Source organism: Streptococcus equi subsp. zooepidemicus, assembly GCF_015689395.1.
In the GTDB taxonomy this organism is placed as follows: Bacteria; Bacillota; Bacilli; order Lactobacillales; family Streptococcaceae; genus Streptococcus; species Streptococcus equi.
The window spans coordinates 603,451-623,387 of the sequence record NZ_CP065054.1; the positions used below are offsets into that span (position 1 = coordinate 603,451).

The following is a 19,937-nucleotide window of genomic DNA, read 5'->3' on the forward strand; positions in this document are numbered from 1 at the left end:
AAGTATGGATTCAACTACTTTTATGCTTGTTAGCTCAATTGAGTTAAGCATTGCTAATTTATTACAAAGTGAACTCTTTGAATGCGCCGGTATAGTCTTTAAGGGGGCGGACCATAGTATTAAGATGGATTCTCAAATCGCTTCATTTCAAGCTGTCAAGTTTGCAGTTAAAGATGAGTCAACATTTGGGTTTGATATCTCTAGGATAGGAGATTGCTATAAGGTAGTTATACCACCTCTAGCAACAGAGTCAGATTGGGTTGGCGCTTTGATGTTTCTCAAAATGCTCATGCTTATACTAGAGGTATCATGTCAACAGGGAGAACAGATATATGATGTTGAAACAATAGAGAAGTTTCCTTTCACATCTATCTTATTACGGAATATTCAACAGTTAACACAGGCCTTAAATCAGGTTTCATTATTATCGGCTGAAGGTATTAAAAGGACTGTTCATTTTAGTATGACATTTTTGGATCAGATTTTCTCAGTTTCTAATGAACACATTTTAGAATCTTATGATACACACATGAAACTGACTCAGCATATCCAAGCGTATTTTTCAGAGCAACAAGTGTTTCGACTAGAACAGAATAATGATAATAATCTTGTGGTAGTTAATTATCTTAAGAATGATGGAGTAACAGTGTTACCCTCTAAACCAGAATTAACTGCTGTTAATCAGCATTATCAGGACAGTAGCCACAAAATAATGTATCTTATAGCTACAATAGATGGAAATGGCAAACGACTAACTGAAGAAAAGTATGAGGACTGTATTACTCACCTATCCCAACGGACGACTCTATTAGATGGGAAATTACTTATCGTGAAGCCGGCAGTTAGTAAGTAAGCTTAAAGCATAAATTCATTTTGCGACAGCTTATCAGGGGGTGGCTCGTTATCTTGAGACCAATGCCAAGCGTCTCCAAGCAGCGCAGGAGCGAGATCAGGCTCGCTTTGAGGCAGTAGCTGCGGAGGATAGGGCCAATCAGGGTTGGGTGGATCTAGCACTCAGCCTTGTGACAATAGCGGTTGGGGTAGCGGCTATCGTCATGACAGCAGGGGCAGCGACTCCCCTAGTGGTTGGAGCCTGTGTGGTCGGCAGCTGCACAGCTGCTTATGGCGCGTCGAATCTTTTTGAGGCTGGGCACAACATTTATCTAGGCAGCGTTGGTGATGGACTCACAGTGGCTACCAATCCGCTTCGGGATACCTTGTTCATGAGAAATGACAGGCTGTACCACCAGGTTGGTGGCTTGTTCACAACAGCCAGTGCAGCCATGATCCCGATCGGACAGACCAAGAGCATAGCCAAGGGCTTAACGGAGTTCACAATAGGTGAGGTTGGCGGCTTTATCGGTGGCCAGGCCAGCTATCATGGCACCAAGCTTTTAGGAGGCAGCGAGCAAGACGCCCAAAGAGCTACATTAGTTGGTAATATCCTAGGAGGAATTGCCGCCTCAAGCGCCGCCAGACGGTTCAGCTTGAATGAGCCGATAGCAGCTAAGGTGACGAAATCAGCCTACAACCGCCAGCAGCTCTTGAAGAACCTTGAGAACAGCAGGCTGGCAAGGCAAAGCTCAAGGTTTGACGATTACCTTCGAAGAGAATACCAGTTAAAGGGAAGGTATTTTGCAGAAAGAATCACCATGCCAGATGGATCACAAGCATATATGTCTGCTGATTGTTTTGCTGGAGTTCAGGTACCTGTTCGTTCAAGAACTTATGTAGATACAGCAAGTCATATTAAATGGCCAAATGCAGATGGATTTGTTTTAGATAAAAATGGGATTCCAGTTACTGTATCTGCTAATTTAAAGGCAGGGCATATTGTTGACCGTTATGGAGAGCCATATGGTAGATTTACTAGTCCAGTTGAAAATAGTGAAATATTACCGTTTAATAAACGAGGGCTACCATATCCTAAGAATTTTCAAAAGTATCATCAATATGAGGTATTGGAAGATTTAACAGAAGAAAACATTATAAAAGCATTTAATAATGCACCTGCTAATATTCAAGAAAGCATAAGTGACGCGATGAAGAACAGAGGATTCACTTTTTCTGATTTAGCAGATAATCGCAGAGGAAAAATAGCTAGAGTTTTCGGAAATGGCGGAGGAGTTCAAATTCAATTTGGTAGTTCTCTAATATATTATGAGGATTTAGGTTTAATAAGAGAGGTAAAAATAGGTGGAAACTAAGGAAATTGAAAACCTGAAGCAAGACTTGCTTCAGGAAATTCAAGAAAAAGGTTACTTATCACTAAAATATGTTTTGTTTAACGAACAAGATAGAACGCCATATGCAGTTCATATTTTCTATCGTCAAAATGTTTTTATGGTCAACAGTAGAGATGATAGATCATATGTGAATGGAAAAACATTTGAATTCAATAATTTTCAGGAAGCTAAAGATAAATTTTTATCTATCTTAGATTTTATCGTTCGTGAGGGTAAAAGAGAAGTTAAAAAAAGGGGGAATTATATGTACCCCTCACCTTTATGGGATGATTAGTCACATTTTTGGTTCCGGTTGAGATTGTATTCTATGTTAAAGAGATTAAAAGACACCCTGATTGATGTAAGTAAGGGAGAGCCTAGAATTTTGGAAGATTTGTTAGGACTTCATCTAGGAGATTTAGGTGATTCCCCAGTAGCCATTGATATTCCAAAAGAATCCATTCGAAATCTGAGAATCCCAAGCGGTAATGAAGGATTTGCATTTGATGGTTTATGGAAACCTGGAGGCCGAACCTATCCAGGTAATATGCCAGAAGCAGTCATTGATGAGGTTCCATGGGGAGACTACACTATTAGACCTTTAGGAGGAAATTAATATGGGAATAACGCAAATGACGTGGGAAGAATACGAAACGTTTAACAAAGTAGAGACGCCTGATAATCTTTATATCCGAGAGCATAATGGAACATATTATACTGTTTTTGAACTTGGTATTGCTTCTGTTCGCCGAATTTTTGAGCTTAGTGCAGCTGATTTTGAGGAATATTTAAAAGGTCTTCGCACAGCAGACGAGATTCTCTTTAAGGCTCAAAACGACTGCTGGCCGCCAACAGAAGAGGAGAAAAGGAATGTTCAGAAACAATTGTTGATAAAGCATCCAATATCTTTAATAGATGTTCCGAAAAGTAGAGCATATTTTACTCAAGAGGAATTGAAAGAGCTAATTCCAATCGCAGAACAACAGTGGATAGATTGGAAGGGAAAGCTGCCAGATGATTATGTCAGTCCTTTGAAATAATATTTAAGATAGCGGAGCCGAGATTAGCTCTGCTATTTTAAGACTTATCGGTGGTCAAGCAAACTATCATGGCACCAAGCTCTTAGGCGGCAGTGAGCAAGATGCCCAAAGAGCTACATTGGTAGGGAATATCCTAGCAGGCTATGCCGCCTCAAGCGCCGCCAGAAGATTCAGCTTGAATGAGCCAATAGCAGCTAGGGTGACGAAACCGACCTACAGCCGCCAGCAGCTTTTGAAGAACCTTGAGAACAGCAGGCTGGCAAGAGAGAGTTCTAATTTCGGAGGCTATATAAAAAAAAGAAAGTGTTACAAAATATCCAACTCAAATAGATAGTAAAGTAACAGTTGGGGCTAAGGAAAATCTTCCTGGTTGGATTGCAGATTCATTTACAGATAGTCACTATAGAACAGTTATTACAGGTGAGGAAATAACACTTTATAGGACTTTTGGAGGGGCGTCAGATGCTGGAGGTGGTTTTGTCACAACGGTGCCTGCAACTAATCGTATACAAGCAAAAATAGATACAGCTTTACTTCCAGAATGGAAAAATACTAGACAATATGAGGCTGTAATTAAAATACCAAAGGGGAGTCAATTGAATATTGGCAAGGTTGCCCCACAGACGGTTAAATCTTCAGGAACAACCTTAATTGGAGGTGGAGATCAGGTCTTACTTCCCAATCGGTGGCCATTGGAGTGGATTCAAGAAATAAGGATCGTTCCTAACTAAAAAAGGAGAAATTTATGGATAATAATAACTGTTTTCAACATACACAAAGGCTTAGAGAGTTGATAGAACTTGAGTATCCCGAGCAAAAAAACTATTCAGGAATATTAAGAGATCTTTATGTTTTGACTAATGATATTGATAATAATCGGATTGTTGGGAATATTAATTTTTCAAGTTTAGCTAGACAATTTGTTGATGATACAACACAGTATGATAGTCCAATTTTAAAAACTTTGAAGGACTTAGAAGTATGCCTAAATAAGAAGAGGAGATGATGAGTGAGATTAGATTGCTCGAATGGATTAAAATGTTAAGATGAATTATGATAAAAAACTGAAGAAAAGAGGAACAAGAGTAAGCTGATTATGCATCAATCTTTTATGAAAGCTTACTCGGCTTCGACGAGGGTTATCTTGGCAATGATCCGCTCTATCGCTTGGATCTTTCGCCCAAGATGGTTTCAAAAAAGGGTGTTTCAATACCAAGTGGTAATGAATCGGGAGCTAATGAATGGTGGCGACCAGGAGGCCGAACCTATCCAGGTAATATGCCAGAATGTGTTATAAAAGGTATCAGTACAAAGAAAGGAGAACATACATGGAGCGTAGTCAATTAACATGGGAAGAAGTCAGTCAATACGAGGAAGTCAAGGGTTATGGTCAACAGGTGTGGAAGCATCAGGGGACTTACTATCTAGTGACTAATGAAGGCGGTATAGCTGAGCAGCGAGTAGTATATGAGTTGCCGTATGATTTATTTCAATTATTGGAGCAAGGAAAACGGAATTTAGGGGAGATTGCTTTTAAATTACAAGATGGTTATTGGCCGCCGACAGAGGAGGAGAAGAAAAAAGCAAAAAAAGAATTCTTAACAAAGCATCCATCGTCTCTGATTAACGTTCCTAAAAATAGAGAGCTCTTTACTCAAAAAGAACTTGCGGAATTGATTCCGATTGCAGAAGAACTCTGGATAGAAGGTGAAGGTAAATTGCCAGATGATTATGTCAGTCCTTTGAAATACAATCGTATTACCCTGACCGTCGATATTAACAGTCTCGCCCTTTGCGGGCGAGTGGATTGAAATTAAATTGATACCAATTCCAAAAAATAAAACATCACGTCTCGCCCTTTGCGGGCGAGTGGATTGAAATATCAATGAAAAGAAAGTAAATCCCAAAAAACACGTCTCGCCCTTTGCGGGCGAGTGGATTGAAATTAGGATTGATTTTAGCTCAAAGAGCAGATAGTCAGTCTCGCCCTTTGCGGGCGAGTGGATTGAAATTCATATTGCTTTTGGACGTGTAACTCATTTTGGCTGTCTCGCCCTTTGCGGGCGAGTGGATTGAAATTTTGCTGCTATGCAAGGAGTGACACTGATTGAAGTCGCTCTCTTCTCGAGGGCGTGGTCCGTATCCCTGGTACTTTTCATGAAGGGATAAATCATATCACATTAATCAAGTTGATTTAAGTTTTTTATGGTACTATGTCAAATAGATAAAAATCTCTGTGTCAAGTGTAGTGGGTGACTGATAACTAAGCACGAGAGGAGACGAAGGTCGCCTTCTCTTTTATGATGTTCAAAGCAAGGTAAATACTTTTCTTGAAGTTGTCAACGTTTCTGAATCCAAAAGCATTGCGCTTGATACCTTTGATAAATTTGTTAGTTGCTTCAAGCTTGGCGTTAGAATAAGGCAGTTCAATGGCATTGATGATATAGTCGTTATAGCGTATAAAGGTGTTTAAAGTCGTTTTGAAGGTGTGATTGAGATGAGGCAAAGCATCTTGACTTAACCCAAAGAAGAGCTCTGTCTTCTTTTCTTGCAAGTGAAAAAGAAGTCATTGGTACAGATCATAATAGCCTTTTAACTCAGGGATTCGTTTGAAAATCTTATTGAGACATTGTCTAGGAGTTAATGTTTCTCTAAAGGTCCTAGAGTAGAAAGTATTAAGAGATAGTTTCCAGTTATCCTTTAGACTAAGCTTCCAATAGTATTTAAGAGCCCGATATTCAAGAGCTTTCTTATCAAATGGCTTCATGAGTTGAATGCGAGTTTGATTGAGCGCTCTACTCATGTGCTACACAATGTGGAAGCGATCGAGAACAATTTTAGCTTTTGAGAGTGAACTAGTCCAGTGGACTAATTCAGCCTGAGCTTAAAAATAGAAGAGCGAAGGGTTTAATGAGAGGAATGTAACTTCCTGACATATCGACAGTAACAACTTTGCCCTTATTTCTAGCTTCTTTGGAGTACTTAAAGAAGTGATTTCGAATGGTTGTTTGACATCTGTTATTGCGAATGATAATGATTTTCTTGGTGTTGAAATCCTGAGCGATAAAGGCTAGTTTGCCCTTTTGATAAGAGAATTCGTTCCAGGAAAGCACCTCAGGTAAGGTGGTGTAAAAGTGACATTGCTTGAGCTTATGATAGACGGTAGAGGTAGAGATAGCGAGTTTAGCAGCGATATGCGTAAGAGCCTCTTTATTGAGCAATAGCTGAGAGATCTTCTGTCTAACTGGTTCAGAGATTTGGCAACTTTTCTTCACGAGATTGGTTTCAGAGACAGTTACCTTGCGACAGGACTTACACTGAAATCTTCTCTTTTTCAATCGGATAAGACTAGGGTCCCCCAATTTCGATGAAGGGAATTTTAGAAGGTTTCTGGAAGTCGTATATGATTTGTTTCCCTTTGCAGTGCTTATACTTAGGAGGGTGATAGTCCAGTGTAGCGCTGACTTCGATATGTGTATCATGCTGGATAGCCTTATTCAAGGTGATATTTTGATCTTTAATTCCGATGAGTAGTGTGGTATGATGAATCTTTCCATAAGATACTTTTTAATGATAGTTTAGTTGCTTTTCATGATAAGTCTTATGGGACTTTTTGTGTACTCAAAAAGCCCTATAATTTCCATGGTGGCTTTACCTACTACTGAAATTATAGAGCCCTAAAAACCAATCTGAGGTTGTTGCAACAGGATTGGTTTTTTCTTGTGATTGCAGATCAGACTTTTCAAAAGAACAAGCACATTATCTCAGCTAGACTGGTGCTTGATAGCTCCTGAGCCCTTGTTTGCTGTAGTTGATAGGACTTGGCTGATGGCCTAGTCAGGCATATCGTATCAAATTCAAGTTTTTTCATGTCACTGTCTATAGTTTGTCTGCCCTACTTTAGGTAGAATAGAGGTAACTTAAGAGAGGAGTTTATTATGGAATTAACGATGCTTTTGATGGTTTCAGTTTTCATTGCAGGGCTGTTATCATTCTTTTCCCCTTGTATCTTTCCAGTTCTGCCGGTGTATTTAGGCATTTTGTTAGATTCTGATGATTCTAGGTCTATTACTATTTTTGGCAAGAAACTATATTGGTACGGTATTGTTAAGACCCTTGCTTTTATTTCAGGTCTATCTACCATTTTTATCATTTTAGGCTATGGGGCGGGGTTACTAGGTAATATTTTATATGCTGCTTGGTTTCGCTACCTACTTGGTGCCTTTGTGATTTTGTTAGGTATTCATCAAATGGAAATCGTAACCATTAAGAAGCTGCAATTTCAAAAGAGCGTAGCATTTCAAAATAAGAAGGACCGCAATGCTGTTTTAAATGCCTTTTTGCTGGGAATTACCTTTAGCTTTGGTTGGACGCCCTGTGTTGGACCAGTTCTTAGCTCGGTGCTTGCCTTAGCGGCTTCAGGTGGCAGTGGGGCTTGGCAGGGTGGCTTCTTGATGATTATTTATACCTTGGGCTTAGGCCTACCATTTTTACTACTATCTTTTGCTTCTGGTATTGTGTTGAAGCACTTTAATAAATTAAAACCACACATTCCTCTATTGAAGAAGTTAGGTGGCTTACTTATTGTTGTAATGGGCTTACTGTTGATGACAGGAAATCTCAATAGTTTATCAGGTTTATTTGAATAAAGGAGAAGAAACAATGAAAAAAACCACACTTTTAACAACAGGCTTAGCATGTCTTGCTTTATTAACTGCATGTTCGGCGAAGGATAAAATGGCCATGAATGATAGTAAAAAAGACCATATGACCATGACTGATCACAAATCAAAGATGAAAAAGGATCAAAAAGACATGATGTCAGACAAGAAGGATATGATGTCAGATGACAAGCACATGTCAGATGCTGACAAGGCTAGCAAGAATGATGGGCAAATGGCCCCAGACTTTGAATTAAAGAGTATTGATGGCAAAACCTATCGTTTGTCAGACTTTAAAGGCAAGAAGGTTTACTTGAAATTTTGGGCCTCATGGTGTTCTATCTGCTTATCAACCTTAGGTGATACACAGTCATTAGCTACGATGAAGGATAAGGATTTTGAGGTCTTAACCATTGTTTCACCTGGTCATCAGGGTGAAAAATCCGAGGCTGATTTCAAAAAATGGTTTGAAGGAACAGACTTTAAGGATTTACCAGTCTTGCTCGATCCAGATGGTAAGCTGCTAGAGGCTTATGGTGTGAGATCTTATCCAACTGAAATTTTTGTTGGCAGTGATGGTGTTTTAGCTAAGAAGCATATTGGTTATGCAAAGAAATCAGAGATTGAAAAAACCTTAAAGGAGATTAAATAAGCAAAGGAGGCTGTCTCATGGAACACAAATGGAAATTATTGCTACTCGTTTTTGGAGCCTTAGTATTTTTAGGAGGTGTTTTGATGGTCTTTCAAAGAGGCTACGCTACTAGCTACCATAATAATCAGGTCAAGCTGCCTGCCAAAGGGACGTCTCAGCTCAAGAAGACTGCTAATGCCAAGTTGCCTGAGAAGAAAAAGGAGATTTACCTTGCAGGAGGCTGTTTCTGGGGTGTGGAGGAGTATTTTTCAAATGTTGATGGTGTTCTAGATGCTGTTTCTGGCTATGCTAATGGTAGAGGTGATACAACGTCTTATCAATTATTGCATCAGACAGGACATGCTGAGACGGTTCAGGTTGTGTATGATGCTAATCGGATTAGCTTAAAGGAGCTTCTTTTACACTACTTTAGAATTATTGACCCAACAAGCCTCAATAAGCAGGGCAATGATCGTGGCAGTCAGTACCGTACAGGCGTTTATTATACTGATCCATCTGATTTGACTGTTATTGATACAGTATTTCAGGAAAAGGCTTCGGATTACAAAAAGAAAATTGTTGTGGAAAAAGCTCCCCTAAAGAGCTTTACCAAGGCTGAGGAATACCATCAGGATTACCTCAAGAAAAATCCTAATGGCTACTGCCATATTAATGTCAACGAGGCTTCTTACCCAGTGATTGATAAGACAAAATACCCTAAGCCAAGTAAGGAAGAGATTAAAAAGAAGCTATCAAAGGATGAGTATCGTGTGACCCAAAACAATGAGACTGAAAAAGCCTTTTCAAATAGGTATTGGGATTCCTTTGAAGCGGGGATCTATGTAGATGTGGTCACTGGTGAGCCGCTGTTTTCTTCCAAGGATAAGTTTGAATCAGGCTGTGGCTGGCCAAGCTTTAGCAGACCTATTAGCCCAGATGTGCTACGCTATAAGACAGACAAGAGCTTTAATATGAACCGCACAGAGGTGCGAAGCCGCTCAGGCAATTCCCATTTAGGTCATGTCTTTACCGATGGTCCTAAGGATCAGGGTGGTCTGCGTTATTGTATTAACAGTTTATCCATTCGATTTATTCCAAAGGCTGAAATGGAAGCTAAAGGCTATGGTTACCTTTTAACAGCAGTTGATTAGAAGATTATCCTAAGATTTGTTATAATAAGATGAGGAAGCACAGATGATTGATTATAGTTATTAAGACCTGAAGATTACTTCAGTCGATATTGCTAAATGTGATCAGGCTCATGTCCTTTAGTCTTGCTTAAGAGGTAGTAGCTTTTAAAAGAGTGATTACGATAAGAGGCATTTGCTCAGAGCTTGTCCTATTTAGCTCTTGTCGAGCTATGTGCAGAGCTTGTATGACTATGGTCACTAAGCATTAGAAATAGTAGGAGAAATGGTGTGTACTCATTACTTATTGTTGAAGACGAATACCTTGTGCGTCAGGGTATTCGTTCTTTGGTTGATTTTGACCAATTTGCCATCGATCGTATAGCAGAGGCTGAGAATGGTCAGGTGGCTTGGGAGTTGTTCCAAGAAAATCCTTATGACATTGTTTTAACAGATATTAATATGCCAAAGCTTAACGGCATTCAACTGGCAGAGCTTATAAAGGCAAAGGCTCCAAAGACTCATCTTGTTTTTTTGACAGGTTATGATGATTTCAATTATGCCCTATCTGCCTTAAAGCTAGGGGCTGATGACTACCTGCTAAAGCCATTTTCCAAATCAGATGTTGAAGAAATGCTCAAAAAGCTAAAGCAGAAATTAGAAAAGCTCAAAAAAACAGAGGCCCTTCAAAAACTAGTTGATAAGCCGCAGCAAGAAGGCTCAGAAATTAAGCTAGCTATTCAGGAGCGTTTAGCGGATTCAAGTTTAACGCTAAAAAGCCTATCAAGTCAGCTGGGCTTTAGCCCTAACTACCTAAGTGTTTTAATCAAAAAGGATCTAGGTTTGCCCTTTCAGGATTACCTGATTCAGGAGCGTCTCAAAAAGGCTAAGCTCTTATTATTAACAACGGATTTGAAGGTTTATGAGATAGCAGAGCAGGTTGGCTTTGAGGATATTAATTATTTTTCCCAGCGCTTTAAGCAGTTGGTTGGAATGACACCAAGGCAATATAAAAAAGGAGAAGGCCAATGAAGCGCTACCCTCTTTTAGTACAATTAGTGAGTTATTTTTTTCTGATTGTGATTTCACTAATCACTATTCTGGGAGTGATTTATTATCAGACCAGCTCTCATAATATCAGGCAGCTCATTGAACGCGAAACCAGACAGAGCATTCGGCAGAGCTCTCAATTTATTGATGCCTACATTAAGCCATTAAAGGAGACAACCTCAGCCTTGGCTAATCATACGAGCATTCAGACCTTTGCCAAGGAAGCTAAGAGCAATGATCAAAGCCAGGTATTGGCATTGATGACAACTGTGCTGTCGACCAATTCAGACCTGCTCTCAGCGGTTCTGGTGACAAAGGATGGTCGTATGGTCACAACCAACCCAAAGCTAATCATGACTACCTCGCATGATATGATGGCAGAGCCCTGGTACAAGTCAGCTATTGACCGCAAGGCCATGCCGGTGTTGACCCCTGCAAGGCAGCTGTCCTCACATTCTAAAAAGGACTGGGTGGTGTCTGTGACTCAAGAGGTTGTGGATCAAGCAGGAAACAATCTGGGGGTGTTGCGGCTAGATATTGGCTACAATACCATCAAATCCTCCCTAGATCAATTGCAGCTTGGGCGTAAGGGCTTTGCTTTTATTGTTAATGATAAGCATGAATTTGTCTATCACCCTAAAAATACCGTCTATAGCTCAGAGCGAGAAATGGCCGCAATGAAGCCCTACCTTGCTGTTGCTGATGGCTATACAAAGCCTAAGGATTATTTTGTTTACCAAAGGGTGATTCCAGACAGTCAATGGACCTTGATTGGAGTTGCCTCTTTGGATCAGCTCTATCATGTGCAGCGGCAGATTTTTTGGTCCTTTTTAGGGACGGGTCTGCTTGCAACTGTCATCTGTGGTCTTGGGACAGTATTTGTTCTGAGAAGCTGGATTGGTCCTATCAGGAGGCTTCAGGCTCTCATTTTAGCTATTCAAAAGGGTAACCGTCAGCTGCGTGCTGAGGAAATTGGCTCGCCTGAGTTAGCTGATTTGGCACGTCAGTTTAACGCCATGCTGGATCAAATTGATAGCCTTATGGTATCAGTGGCCGACAAGGAAAAAGCCATTGGGCAGTATCGTCTGCAAGCCTTAGCCAGCCAAATTAACCCTCATTTTTTGTACAACACCTTAGATACTATTATTTGGATGGCAGAGTTTAATGACAGCCAGCGTGTAGTTGATGTCACCAAGTCTCTGGCTAAGTATTTCCGCTTGGCCTTAAATCAGGGAAATGAATTCATTAGCCTTGCTGATGAATTGGATCACGCTCGTCAGTATTTGTTTATACAAAAGCAGCGCTATGGTGAGAAGCTGCACTATGAGATCAAGGGGCTTGAGAAATATCAGGACTTTATGATTCCTAAGCTGATTCTTCAGCCCTTGGTGGAAAACGCCATTTATCATGGTATTAAGGAGGTTGATAGACCTGGAATAATCAGAGTGACTGTATCAGAAGCTGATCGTCATGTGATATTATCCGTTTGGGATAATGGAAAGGGCATAAGCTTAGCTGATGACAGCAGTCAGACCCTGCTTGAACGTGGTGGTGTTGGCTTAAAAAATGTTGACCAGCGCTTGAGGTTGCAATATGGTCATCTCTATAGAATGGCAATCACTAGCGAGCAGGCTGTTTTTACTGAGATTAAGCTTTATCTTCCCAAGGCGCTTGATAGCCTAGATGAGGCCCCCTAATCAATATTCCCTTAGTAGCAACAAGGAAAAGAGAGGTTTATGTCTTTAGAATCCGATTATTTTAAGCGAAAAAGTCCTATATTTGAAGCCCTTATCCCTTATGGCTTTACCCAAGAGGGTGACACTTATTGTTATCAGGAGTCATTTATGGAAGGAGATTTCAAGGCCTTGATTACGATCAAGTCGTCTGGTCAGCTCTCAGCTAGAGTGATTGATACTGACCTTGGGGAGGACTATCTCCCCTTGAGAAATGATAGACAGCAGGGAGTTTATGTTGGTCAGGTTCGTCAAGCTTATCTAGAGCTTCTTGGACGTTTATCAGCTGCCTGCTTTAGGTCTACCCCTTTTCAGACAAGGCAGGCCAACCAAGTGGCAACAAGCATTAGCCAGCAGTGGAATGATCCACTAGATTACCCCTTTGAAAAATTCCCTAATATTGCCACTTATCGTGTTTCTGGCAAGTGGTATGCGATGGTATTGCCCCTGCTAGCCGATAAATTAGGACAGGTGCCAAAGGTCTTACAGGGGCAAATGGTTGAGGTATTGACTGTTAGAATTGCTCCTAATCAGCTAACACACCTCTTGCAGCAACGTGGTGTTTACCCAGCCTATCATATGTCTAAAAAGACCTGGATTAGCCTATTACTAGATGGTACACTAGCAGATGATCAGCTCTGGGAGCTAGTCACGAAAAGTCGTCAATTGGCTAATCCTAATGGCCTAGCTAACCCAGATGGACCAGATTACTGGGTGATTCCTGCTAATCTCAGCTATTACGATATTGACGCGGAATTTGCAGCTAATCCTGACATTCTCTGGACGCAAAAGGCTTCCATAAAAGCTGGAGACTATGTTTTTATTTATATCACTGCACCGACCAGATCGATTCGCTATGCCTGTCAGGTCTTGAGATCAGACATTCCTAATCAAGGCTATCGGAAAAATGCGAAAATTAAGACCTTAATGTCGCTACGCTTGTTGCATTGCTACGAAGATGGTTTGATTTCCCTTGATTTGATGAAACAGTATGGGGTTAATGCTGTTCGCGGTCCAAGACGGTTAAGCCCACAATTAGTTGCATTTTTGAAGGAAAAAGAGTATTTTAAAGATGTGAAACAAAAAGAATGATAAGGAGAGTGGGTATGACTCAATTTATAGCAGATCAGAGCTTTTGGGAATTATTTCCTGATGCTAAGCTAGGTGTTTTGTTGCTCAGGAACTATGACAATCAGGAAGACTCCCCACAAGAGGTCAAGCAATTATTGGCAGACAGCCATGACATAGCTAAGCAGTATTTGACTGAAGAGTCGTTTAGTGACAATGAGATCATTCAGGTCTATCGTCAAGCCTATCAGCGTTTTAAGACAAAAAAGGGAGCCAGATCCAGTATTGAAGCTCTCCTAAAGAGGGTGGCAAATGGTCAAGTCCTGTCCTCCATTAACCCTCTGGTGGATATTTACAATGCAGCCAGTCTACGGTTTGGTCTGCCAGTTGGCGCAGAAGATAGTGATTGCTTTGTAGGTGACTTACGCCTGACGTTAACAGAGGGAGGCGATGAGTTTTACCTCATTGGTGATTCTAAAAACAGTCCAACTCTGCCAAATGAGCTCTGCTACAAGGACGATGCTGGTGCTGTTTGCCGCTGCCTAAACTGGCGCGATGGCGAAAGGACAATGATTACCGATCGCACTAAAAATGCCTTTTTAATCATTGAAGCATTGGATACCAAGACTCAGGCAAGATTGCAGGACGCTCTTAAGTTTATCGAAGACAAGGCCAAGCGCTACCTGAAGGCAGAAACAGCACTATATACGCTGGATAAAACCTCACCAAGTATCACGCTTTAATCAAAAAAAGCTAGGAAGCCAGTATTCCTAGTTTTTTCAGTTGTTCAGGTGCTTTTATCTGGTGTTGTCGAGGGAGATTTCCTTATAGCTGTAGGATATGGTATGACAGGGAAACAGTTTTTGCTTGTTTGATCTAATTAAGCGATTAATAAAAGCTTTTAAGCTGTTGTTTATGCTAAAGGGCTTTCTTAATCCTATCAGAGAACTTTAAAAAATAGTATAATGTAGTTAACTTATGAGGATAACTAAGGAGGTCAGCATGGAGTTATTTGACAAGGTTGATGATACGTTAAAGGCTTTAGCGATTCACTACCAGCTGATTGAGCATGAGCCAGCTTTAACCACAGAGCAGGCAGACCAGTTCATAGAGGGCATTGAAGGGGTTAGAACCAAGACAATGTTTTTAACGACTAGGAAAAAGAAGCATTTTTATCTGGTCATTATGGACGATGCCAAGAGACTGAATATGAATCGCTTCAAGGAACTTGTTGGAGAAAAGCAGATTAAAATGGCATCAGCAGAATGCTTGCTTGCCAAGATGCAGCTGCCACCAGGAGTTGTTTCTCCTTTTGGTCTTTTAAACAACGAGGATAAGGATATTCAGGTTTACGTTGATAAAGCTATTGCTCACGAAGCTAGAATGAGCTTTCACCCAAATACCAATGACAAAACCATCTTTATTCAAACAGATGACCTCTTTAAGTTTCTAGCGGCTATAGGTTACGCGGTCAATATCGTGGATCTATAGCTAAATTCAAGGTTCTTCTAGCGGTTCTTGCTCACATCAGTTCACAAAGCTGGTGGCCTAGCCAATCCAGGGCAAACAAAAAGCACAATAGCCTTTCTTGACTACTGAGAATAGCCAGTAGACCCTTGTGTCATATGCTTATCTGGTATTTGAGCTTAAATCTCAAGGCTTTTGAACAGAGGATCAAACAAAGAAAACGACCAGCAGACCTTGCGTGATGACTGATTATCAAGTCTGGTAGGAGCTAAAATTAGTCATGATCTTGAGGTCCTAAAACGTCCCATTTGTCGCCCCTGTTGCTGGGGCATTAGTTGACATGTATACCCACGACTAACCAAGCCGAGGAGGGCTGTCGCTCTCTTTGCAGGAGCGTGGGTTAAATTGCAAAAGGAACCTGATAGACATTTCTGATTTTAAAGCTAGTCCATCAAAAAAACGCATGACACCACTGTAGTGGGACATCATGCGTTTTTGCTAAGCTAAAGTGATTTGACGCTTCCTTTGAAAGGGTTATTTATTGCTGAAGAAAAAGGGTGGTGTGTAATGGCTCAGGATCTCAAAGCAGGCTTTAGCCTGTTCATTGTCCTCACAGATAATCAGACAGGTATCATCACCACAGATAGTGGCTACGATTTCTGAGATTTGCATAGCATCAAGGATAGAGCCAAAGGATTGTGCCAGCCCTGGTAAGGTTTTTAAAATAATCTGATGCTGAACAACCCTGAGCATGACAAGGGCGTCCTCCATATAAAAGCGCAGACGATGCTCCCAACGCGTCTGAGAAATGGTCAGCGCTTCATAATGCGTGTCATTACCAGTTGTAACCTTGACAAGGTTAAGTTCTTTCATATCACGTGATAAGGTTGCCTGTGTGATGCTTATCCCATTTTTTCGTAAACGCTCCTGTAATTCCTGCTGCGTGTGAATAGTTGTTTCAGAAATTAGAGATCGAATTAATTGATGACGTGTTTCTTTTTTATTCATTTCTTATAATATTCCCCTAATGATTAGTAACATTCAGAGTATAACAAAAAGATGGCAGTGTGTAAAGTTTTAGATGAACCGCTTACAAAAATAGTCTTTTTATGTTAAAATAGAAGGGGTGCTTAGAAAAGGAGATTTGCGTGATTCGAAGAGAAGATTATCAATACCTTAGAAAACTTGATGATTTCTGTCATTTTTCAATTGAACAATTTGACAAGATTGTCGGCCAAATGGAATTTAGACAAGCTAAAAAGGATCATATGTTATTTTTTGAAGGTGATAAGAGGGACAGACTCTTTTTAGTGACCTCAGGTTATTTTAAGATTGAGCAGTCAGATCGGACAGGAACCTTTACCTATACTGATTTCATACGACATGGGACAATTTTTCCCTACGGGGGGCTGTTTACAGATGACTACTATCATTTTTCGGTGGTTGCGATGACAGATGTCACCTACTTTTATTTCCCGACTGATTTGTTTGAGGACTATTCCTTGCACAATCAGCAGCAGATGAAGCATCTCTACAGTAAAATGTCGTCCTTGCTGGAGCTTCATGAGCTCAAGGTGCGCAATCTCATCACCTCCAGTGCAAGCTCACGTGTGATTCAATCCTTGGCTATTTTACTGGTTGAAATGGGAAAGGATAGCGATACTCTGCCTTTTCAGCTGACGACTACTGACATTGCACAAATGAGTGGAACAACCAGAGAAACCGTTAGTCATGTCTTTAGAGATTTGAAAAAGGAAGGCTTGATTGCAGTCAAGGGGAAATACCTCACCTACCTAGATAAAAGCTATTTTCTGCAGTATACAACCTAAGGTCAAGTCAAAAAGCTTCGCTTAAAAAGTTTTTTGACTTTTTTCAATTTATAAATATAAGATTTTTCGTTAAAATGTAAAAAACAAACAAGAAAACGTATACAAAAACATAAACATTCATTTTTGAGCAAAAAAGTGTAATCGTTTACACAAATCAGCTGTGAGAAATACCCTATTTTTGAATGCCGCTTGGAGTAAACTAGGGGTGTAAGCAAAAGCTAAGAGTCTTAGCAGTGAATTCACAAAACATTAGAAAGAGGTAATTCTTATGACTGCTCAAACACCGATTCATGTTTACTCTGAAATTGGCAAGCTAAAAAAGGTTTTGCTCCACAGACCTGGTAAGGAAATTGAAAACCTGATGCCAGACTACTTGGAACGTCTATTATTTGATGATATTCCATTTTTGGAGGACGCTCAAAAAGAGCATGATGCTTTTGCACAGGCCTTGAGAGATGAAGGAGTAGAGGTGCTATACCTTGAAACACTAGCTGCTGAATCACTTGTAACACCAGAAATTCGTGAAGCCTTCATTGATGAATACCTAAGCGAAGCTAATATTCGTGGAAGGGCAACTAAAAAAGCTATTCGTGAGCTGCTGATGTCTATTGAAGACAATCAGGAATTGATTGAAAAAACAATGGCAGGTGTGCAAAAATCAGAATTGCCTGAGATTCCAGCAGCAGAAAAAGGCTTGACTGACTTGGTTGAATCAAGCTATCCTTTTGCGATTGACCCAATGCCAAACCTTTATTTCACACGTGATCCCTTTGCAACTATTGGTACAGGTGTTTCGCTTAACCACATGTTCTCAGAAACACGCAATCGTGAGACCATTTACGGTAAATACATTTTCACACATCACCCAGTTTATGGTGGCGGTAAGGTGCCTATGGTTTATGACCGTAATGAAACCACTCGGATTGAGGGTGGTGATGAGCTTGTGCTATCCAAGGACGTCCTTGCAGTAGGTATCTCACAGCGGACTGACGCCGCATCAATTGAGAAGCTCTTGGTTAATATCTTTAAGCAAAATCTTGGCTTCAAGAAGGTTTTGGCCTTTGAATTTGCTAACAATCGTAAATTCATGCACTTAGATACAGTCTTTACAATGGTGGATTATGATAAATTCACGATTCACCCAGAAATTGAAGGAGATCTTCGCGTTTACTCAGTGACCTATGAAAATGAAGCGCTTCGTATTGTAGAAGAAACTGGTGATTTGGCTGAGCTTTTAGCTGCTAATCTGGGAGTTGAGCGTGTTGAGCTTATTCGCTGTGGTGGTGATAACCTTGTGGCAGCTGGTCGTGAGCAATGGAACGACGGTTCAAATACGCTAACAATCGCACCAGGTGTCGTGGTTGTTTATAACCGTAACACTATTACGAATGCCATTCTTGAATCAAAGGGCTTGAAGCTCATTAAGATTCATGGAAGTGAATTGGTTCGCGGTCGTGGTGGACCTCGTTGCATGTCAATGCCGTTTGAACGTGAAGACATCTAGGAGAGGCAAATGACAAGGGTTATTGTTGGAAATCAGCCTTTTCAACGGGCAGCTAGCTTATATATTCGCTATCAGGTTTTTGTCTTAGAGCGGCAGATTGATCGGCAAGATGAATTTGATTGCTTTGACGATAACGATCGCGTGTATGCAGTCTTGTATGATGGTGATCAGCCTGTATCCACAGCTCGCTTTTTACCCACAGCTAAAGATCAGGCTCGTCTAACAAGAGTTGCTACGCTGCGTCAGTATCGTGGTAGGGGCTATGGTGCGCAGGTGATAGAAGCGCTTGAGCAGTATGCCAGAGAGCAAGCTTACGAGCGATTGGTTATTCATAGCGAGATTAGCGCACAGTCATTTTATGAAGGTCTTGGCTATCAAGCCTTTGGCGAGCCTTATGATGAAGACGGTGAGCCTTGTCAATCAGTAGAAAAATATTTATAAAAAGGAGAATTTAAATGACACAAGTATTTCAAGGACGTAGCTTCTTAGCAGAAAAAGACTTTACACGTGAGGAATTTGAATACCTCATTGATTTTGCAGCACACTTGAAAGACCTTAAAAAGCGTGGTATTCCACATCACTATTTAGAAGGTAAAAATATTGCCCTCTTGTTTGAAAAAACATCAACGCGCACACGTGCTGCCTTTACAACTGCGGCGATTGATTTAGGAGCTCATCCTGAATACCTTGGCGCTAACGATATTCAGCTTGGTAAAAAGGAATCAACAGAGGACACAGCTAAGGTATTGGGTCGTATGTTTGATGGGATTGAATTCCGTGGCTTTAGCCAACGTATGGTTGAAGAATTGGCAGAATTCTCAGGTGTTCCAGTGTGGAATGGCTTGACTGATGAATGGCACCCAACCCAAATGCTTGCGGACTACCTTACTGTCAAGGAAAACTTTGGTAAGCTTGAAGGCTTGACCTTGGTTTACTGTGGTGATGGACGCAACAACGTTGCCAATTCACTGTTAGTAGCAGGTACCTTACTAGGTGTGAATGTTCATATCTTCTCACCAAAAGAGCTCTTCCCAGCAGAAGACATCGTGAAGCTGGCTGAGGGCTATGCTAAAGCATCAGGTGCGCATGTGTTAGTTACTGACAATGCTGATGAGGCTGTTAAGGGCGCAGATGTGCTTTACACTGATGTGTGGGTGTCAATGGGTGAAGAAGACAAGTTTGAAGAGCGTGTGAAGCTCTTGAAGCCATATCAAGTGAACATGGAGCTTGTTAAAAAAGCAGACAACGACAACCTTATCTTCTTACATTGCTTGCCAGCCTTCCATGACACAAATACTGTTTACGGAAAAGACGTTGCTGAGAAATTTGGTGTAGAAGAAATGGAAGTAACAGATGAGGTCTTCCGCAGCAAATACGCTCGTCACTTTGACCAAGCAGAAAACCGTATGCACACTATTAAAGCGGTTATGGCCGCAACTCTTGGTAATCTTTTCATTCCAAAAGTGTAAGCTGTGATTGGTACCTTTTAATTTATTTTAGCTCATTTCATTAATTTAACAATTTAACTACTAAAAAACGTACTTTAACTACATGACGAGTCGTTCTGGTTCTCGTGTCCTTGACCGGAACTGGGACGGCTTA

Annotated in this window: 21 protein-coding genes and 1 pseudogene; 20 read left to right on the forward strand and 2 right to left on the reverse strand. The window is 40.7% G+C overall.

What is annotated here, in order from left to right; translation table 11 throughout:
- Positions 1-4: 4 nt before the first annotated feature.
- The 8 genes from I2432_RS02930 (at position 5) to I2432_RS10295 (ending at position 5,076) form a co-directional block, all read left to right on the forward strand.
- Positions 5-853 (forward strand): DUF4299 family protein, encoded by an 849-nt coding sequence (locus I2432_RS02930; protein WP_052495504.1) that lies wholly within the window; start codon positions 5-7, stop codon positions 851-853.
- Positions 854-893: 40 nt separating this feature from the next.
- On the forward strand, positions 894-2,207 hold the full coding sequence (locus I2432_RS02935) for a glycohydrolase toxin TNT-related protein (RefSeq protein ID WP_249093352.1): 1,314 nt from the start codon (positions 894-896) through the stop codon (positions 2,205-2,207).
- The gene (locus tag I2432_RS02940; RefSeq protein ID WP_043029553.1) at positions 2,197-2,520 is read left to right on the forward strand and encodes an Imm59 family immunity protein; all 324 of its coding nucleotides are present in this window, start codon (positions 2,197-2,199) and stop codon (positions 2,518-2,520) included. Before I2432_RS02935 ends, I2432_RS02940 begins: the two co-directional genes overlap by 11 nt.
- Positions 2,521-2,553: 33 nt before the next feature.
- The gene (locus tag I2432_RS02945) at positions 2,554-2,841 is read left to right on the forward strand and encodes a hypothetical protein (protein WP_206156925.1); all 288 of its coding nucleotides are present in this window, start codon (positions 2,554-2,556) and stop codon (positions 2,839-2,841) included.
- Between the two features lies 1 nt (position 2,842).
- Complete coding sequence (locus I2432_RS02950; protein ID WP_043030553.1) at positions 2,843-3,265, forward strand: hypothetical protein; 423 nt, start codon at positions 2,843-2,845, stop codon at positions 3,263-3,265.
- A 488-nt stretch (positions 3,266-3,753) separates the two neighbouring features.
- Positions 3,754-3,996 (forward strand): hypothetical protein, encoded by a 243-nt coding sequence (locus I2432_RS02955; protein WP_080358081.1) that lies wholly within the window; start codon positions 3,754-3,756, stop codon positions 3,994-3,996.
- Positions 3,997-4,010: 14 nt separating this feature from the next.
- Positions 4,011-4,271, forward strand: a complete 261-nt coding sequence (locus I2432_RS02960; RefSeq protein ID WP_206156369.1) for a hypothetical protein — start codon at positions 4,011-4,013, stop codon at positions 4,269-4,271.
- Positions 4,272-4,593: 322 nt separating this feature from the next.
- Complete coding sequence (locus I2432_RS10295; RefSeq protein WP_428843968.1) at positions 4,594-5,076, forward strand: hypothetical protein; 483 nt, start codon at positions 4,594-4,596, stop codon at positions 5,074-5,076.
- Positions 5,077-5,528: 452 nt separating this feature from the next.
- Here I2432_RS10295 and I2432_RS02965 read toward each other — a convergent pair.
- Positions 5,529-6,814 (reverse strand): annotated as a pseudogene (locus I2432_RS02965) (transposase).
- Between the two features lie 389 nt (positions 6,815-7,203).
- On the opposite strand from I2432_RS02965, the gene ccdA2 reads away from it, so the two are divergent.
- The 8 genes from ccdA2 (at position 7,204) to I2432_RS03005 (ending at position 15,026) form a co-directional block, all read left to right on the forward strand.
- Positions 7,204-7,914 (forward strand): thiol-disulfide oxidoreductase-associated membrane protein CcdA2, encoded by a 711-nt coding sequence (gene ccdA2, locus I2432_RS02970; protein WP_014622479.1) that lies wholly within the window; start codon positions 7,204-7,206, stop codon positions 7,912-7,914.
- A 13-nt stretch (positions 7,915-7,927) separates the two neighbouring features.
- Positions 7,928-8,578: a TlpA family protein disulfide reductase gene (locus tag I2432_RS02975; RefSeq protein WP_043029461.1), complete on the forward strand. Its 651-nt coding sequence runs from the start codon at positions 7,928-7,930 to the stop codon at positions 8,576-8,578.
- A 17-nt stretch (positions 8,579-8,595) separates the two neighbouring features.
- A complete protein-coding gene (gene msrB / locus I2432_RS02980) occupies positions 8,596-9,708 on the forward strand; it encodes a peptide-methionine (R)-S-oxide reductase MsrB (protein WP_043029462.1) in 1,113 nt (370 codons plus the stop codon).
- A 267-nt stretch (positions 9,709-9,975) separates the two neighbouring features.
- Positions 9,976-10,716 carry a response regulator transcription factor gene (locus I2432_RS02985; protein ID WP_165623575.1) on the forward strand — a complete coding sequence of 247 codons (741 nt, stop codon included), beginning with the start codon at positions 9,976-9,978 and terminating at the stop codon, positions 10,714-10,716.
- Complete coding sequence (locus I2432_RS02990) at positions 10,713-12,431, forward strand: cache domain-containing sensor histidine kinase (RefSeq protein WP_206156367.1); 1,719 nt, start codon at positions 10,713-10,715, stop codon at positions 12,429-12,431. Before I2432_RS02985 ends, I2432_RS02990 begins: the two co-directional genes overlap by 4 nt.
- Positions 12,432-12,470: 39 nt before the next feature.
- On the forward strand, positions 12,471-13,559 hold the full coding sequence (locus I2432_RS02995; RefSeq protein ID WP_043052850.1) for an MmcQ/YjbR family DNA-binding protein: 1,089 nt from the start codon (positions 12,471-12,473) through the stop codon (positions 13,557-13,559).
- A gap of 14 nt (positions 13,560-13,573) precedes the next feature.
- Positions 13,574-14,278, forward strand: coding sequence for a B3/B4 domain-containing protein (locus I2432_RS03000; protein WP_206156366.1), 705 nt, complete (start codon positions 13,574-13,576; stop codon positions 14,276-14,278).
- Positions 14,279-14,537: 259 nt separating this feature from the next.
- Positions 14,538-15,026 (forward strand): prolyl-tRNA synthetase associated domain-containing protein, encoded by a 489-nt coding sequence (locus I2432_RS03005; protein ID WP_206156365.1) that lies wholly within the window; start codon positions 14,538-14,540, stop codon positions 15,024-15,026.
- 510 nt (positions 15,027-15,536) lie between these two features.
- On the opposite strand, the gene I2432_RS03010 is transcribed toward I2432_RS03005, so the two are convergent.
- Positions 15,537-16,010: an arginine repressor gene (locus I2432_RS03010; RefSeq protein ID WP_165623104.1), complete on the reverse strand. Its 474-nt coding sequence runs from the start codon at positions 16,008-16,010 to the stop codon at positions 15,537-15,539.
- Positions 16,011-16,150: 140 nt separating this feature from the next.
- Here I2432_RS03010 and I2432_RS03015 point away from each other — a divergent pair, with 140 nt between their 5' ends.
- The 4 genes from I2432_RS03015 (at position 16,151) to argF (ending at position 19,804) form a co-directional block, all read left to right on the forward strand.
- Entirely contained in the window at positions 16,151-16,831 is a 681-nt protein-coding gene (locus tag I2432_RS03015; protein WP_014622486.1) for a Crp/Fnr family transcriptional regulator, read from the forward strand.
- A gap of 268 nt (positions 16,832-17,099) precedes the next feature.
- Complete coding sequence (gene arcA, locus I2432_RS03020) at positions 17,100-18,335, forward strand: arginine deiminase (RefSeq protein ID WP_043029465.1); 1,236 nt, start codon at positions 17,100-17,102, stop codon at positions 18,333-18,335.
- Positions 18,336-18,344: 9 nt separating this feature from the next.
- Positions 18,345-18,776 carry a GNAT family N-acetyltransferase gene (locus I2432_RS03025; protein ID WP_012515214.1) on the forward strand — a complete coding sequence of 144 codons (432 nt, stop codon included), beginning with the start codon at positions 18,345-18,347 and terminating at the stop codon, positions 18,774-18,776.
- A gap of 14 nt (positions 18,777-18,790) precedes the next feature.
- Positions 18,791-19,804: an ornithine carbamoyltransferase gene (gene argF / locus I2432_RS03030; RefSeq protein ID WP_012515215.1), complete on the forward strand. Its 1,014-nt coding sequence runs from the start codon at positions 18,791-18,793 to the stop codon at positions 19,802-19,804.
- Positions 19,805-19,937 lie beyond the last annotated feature (133 nt).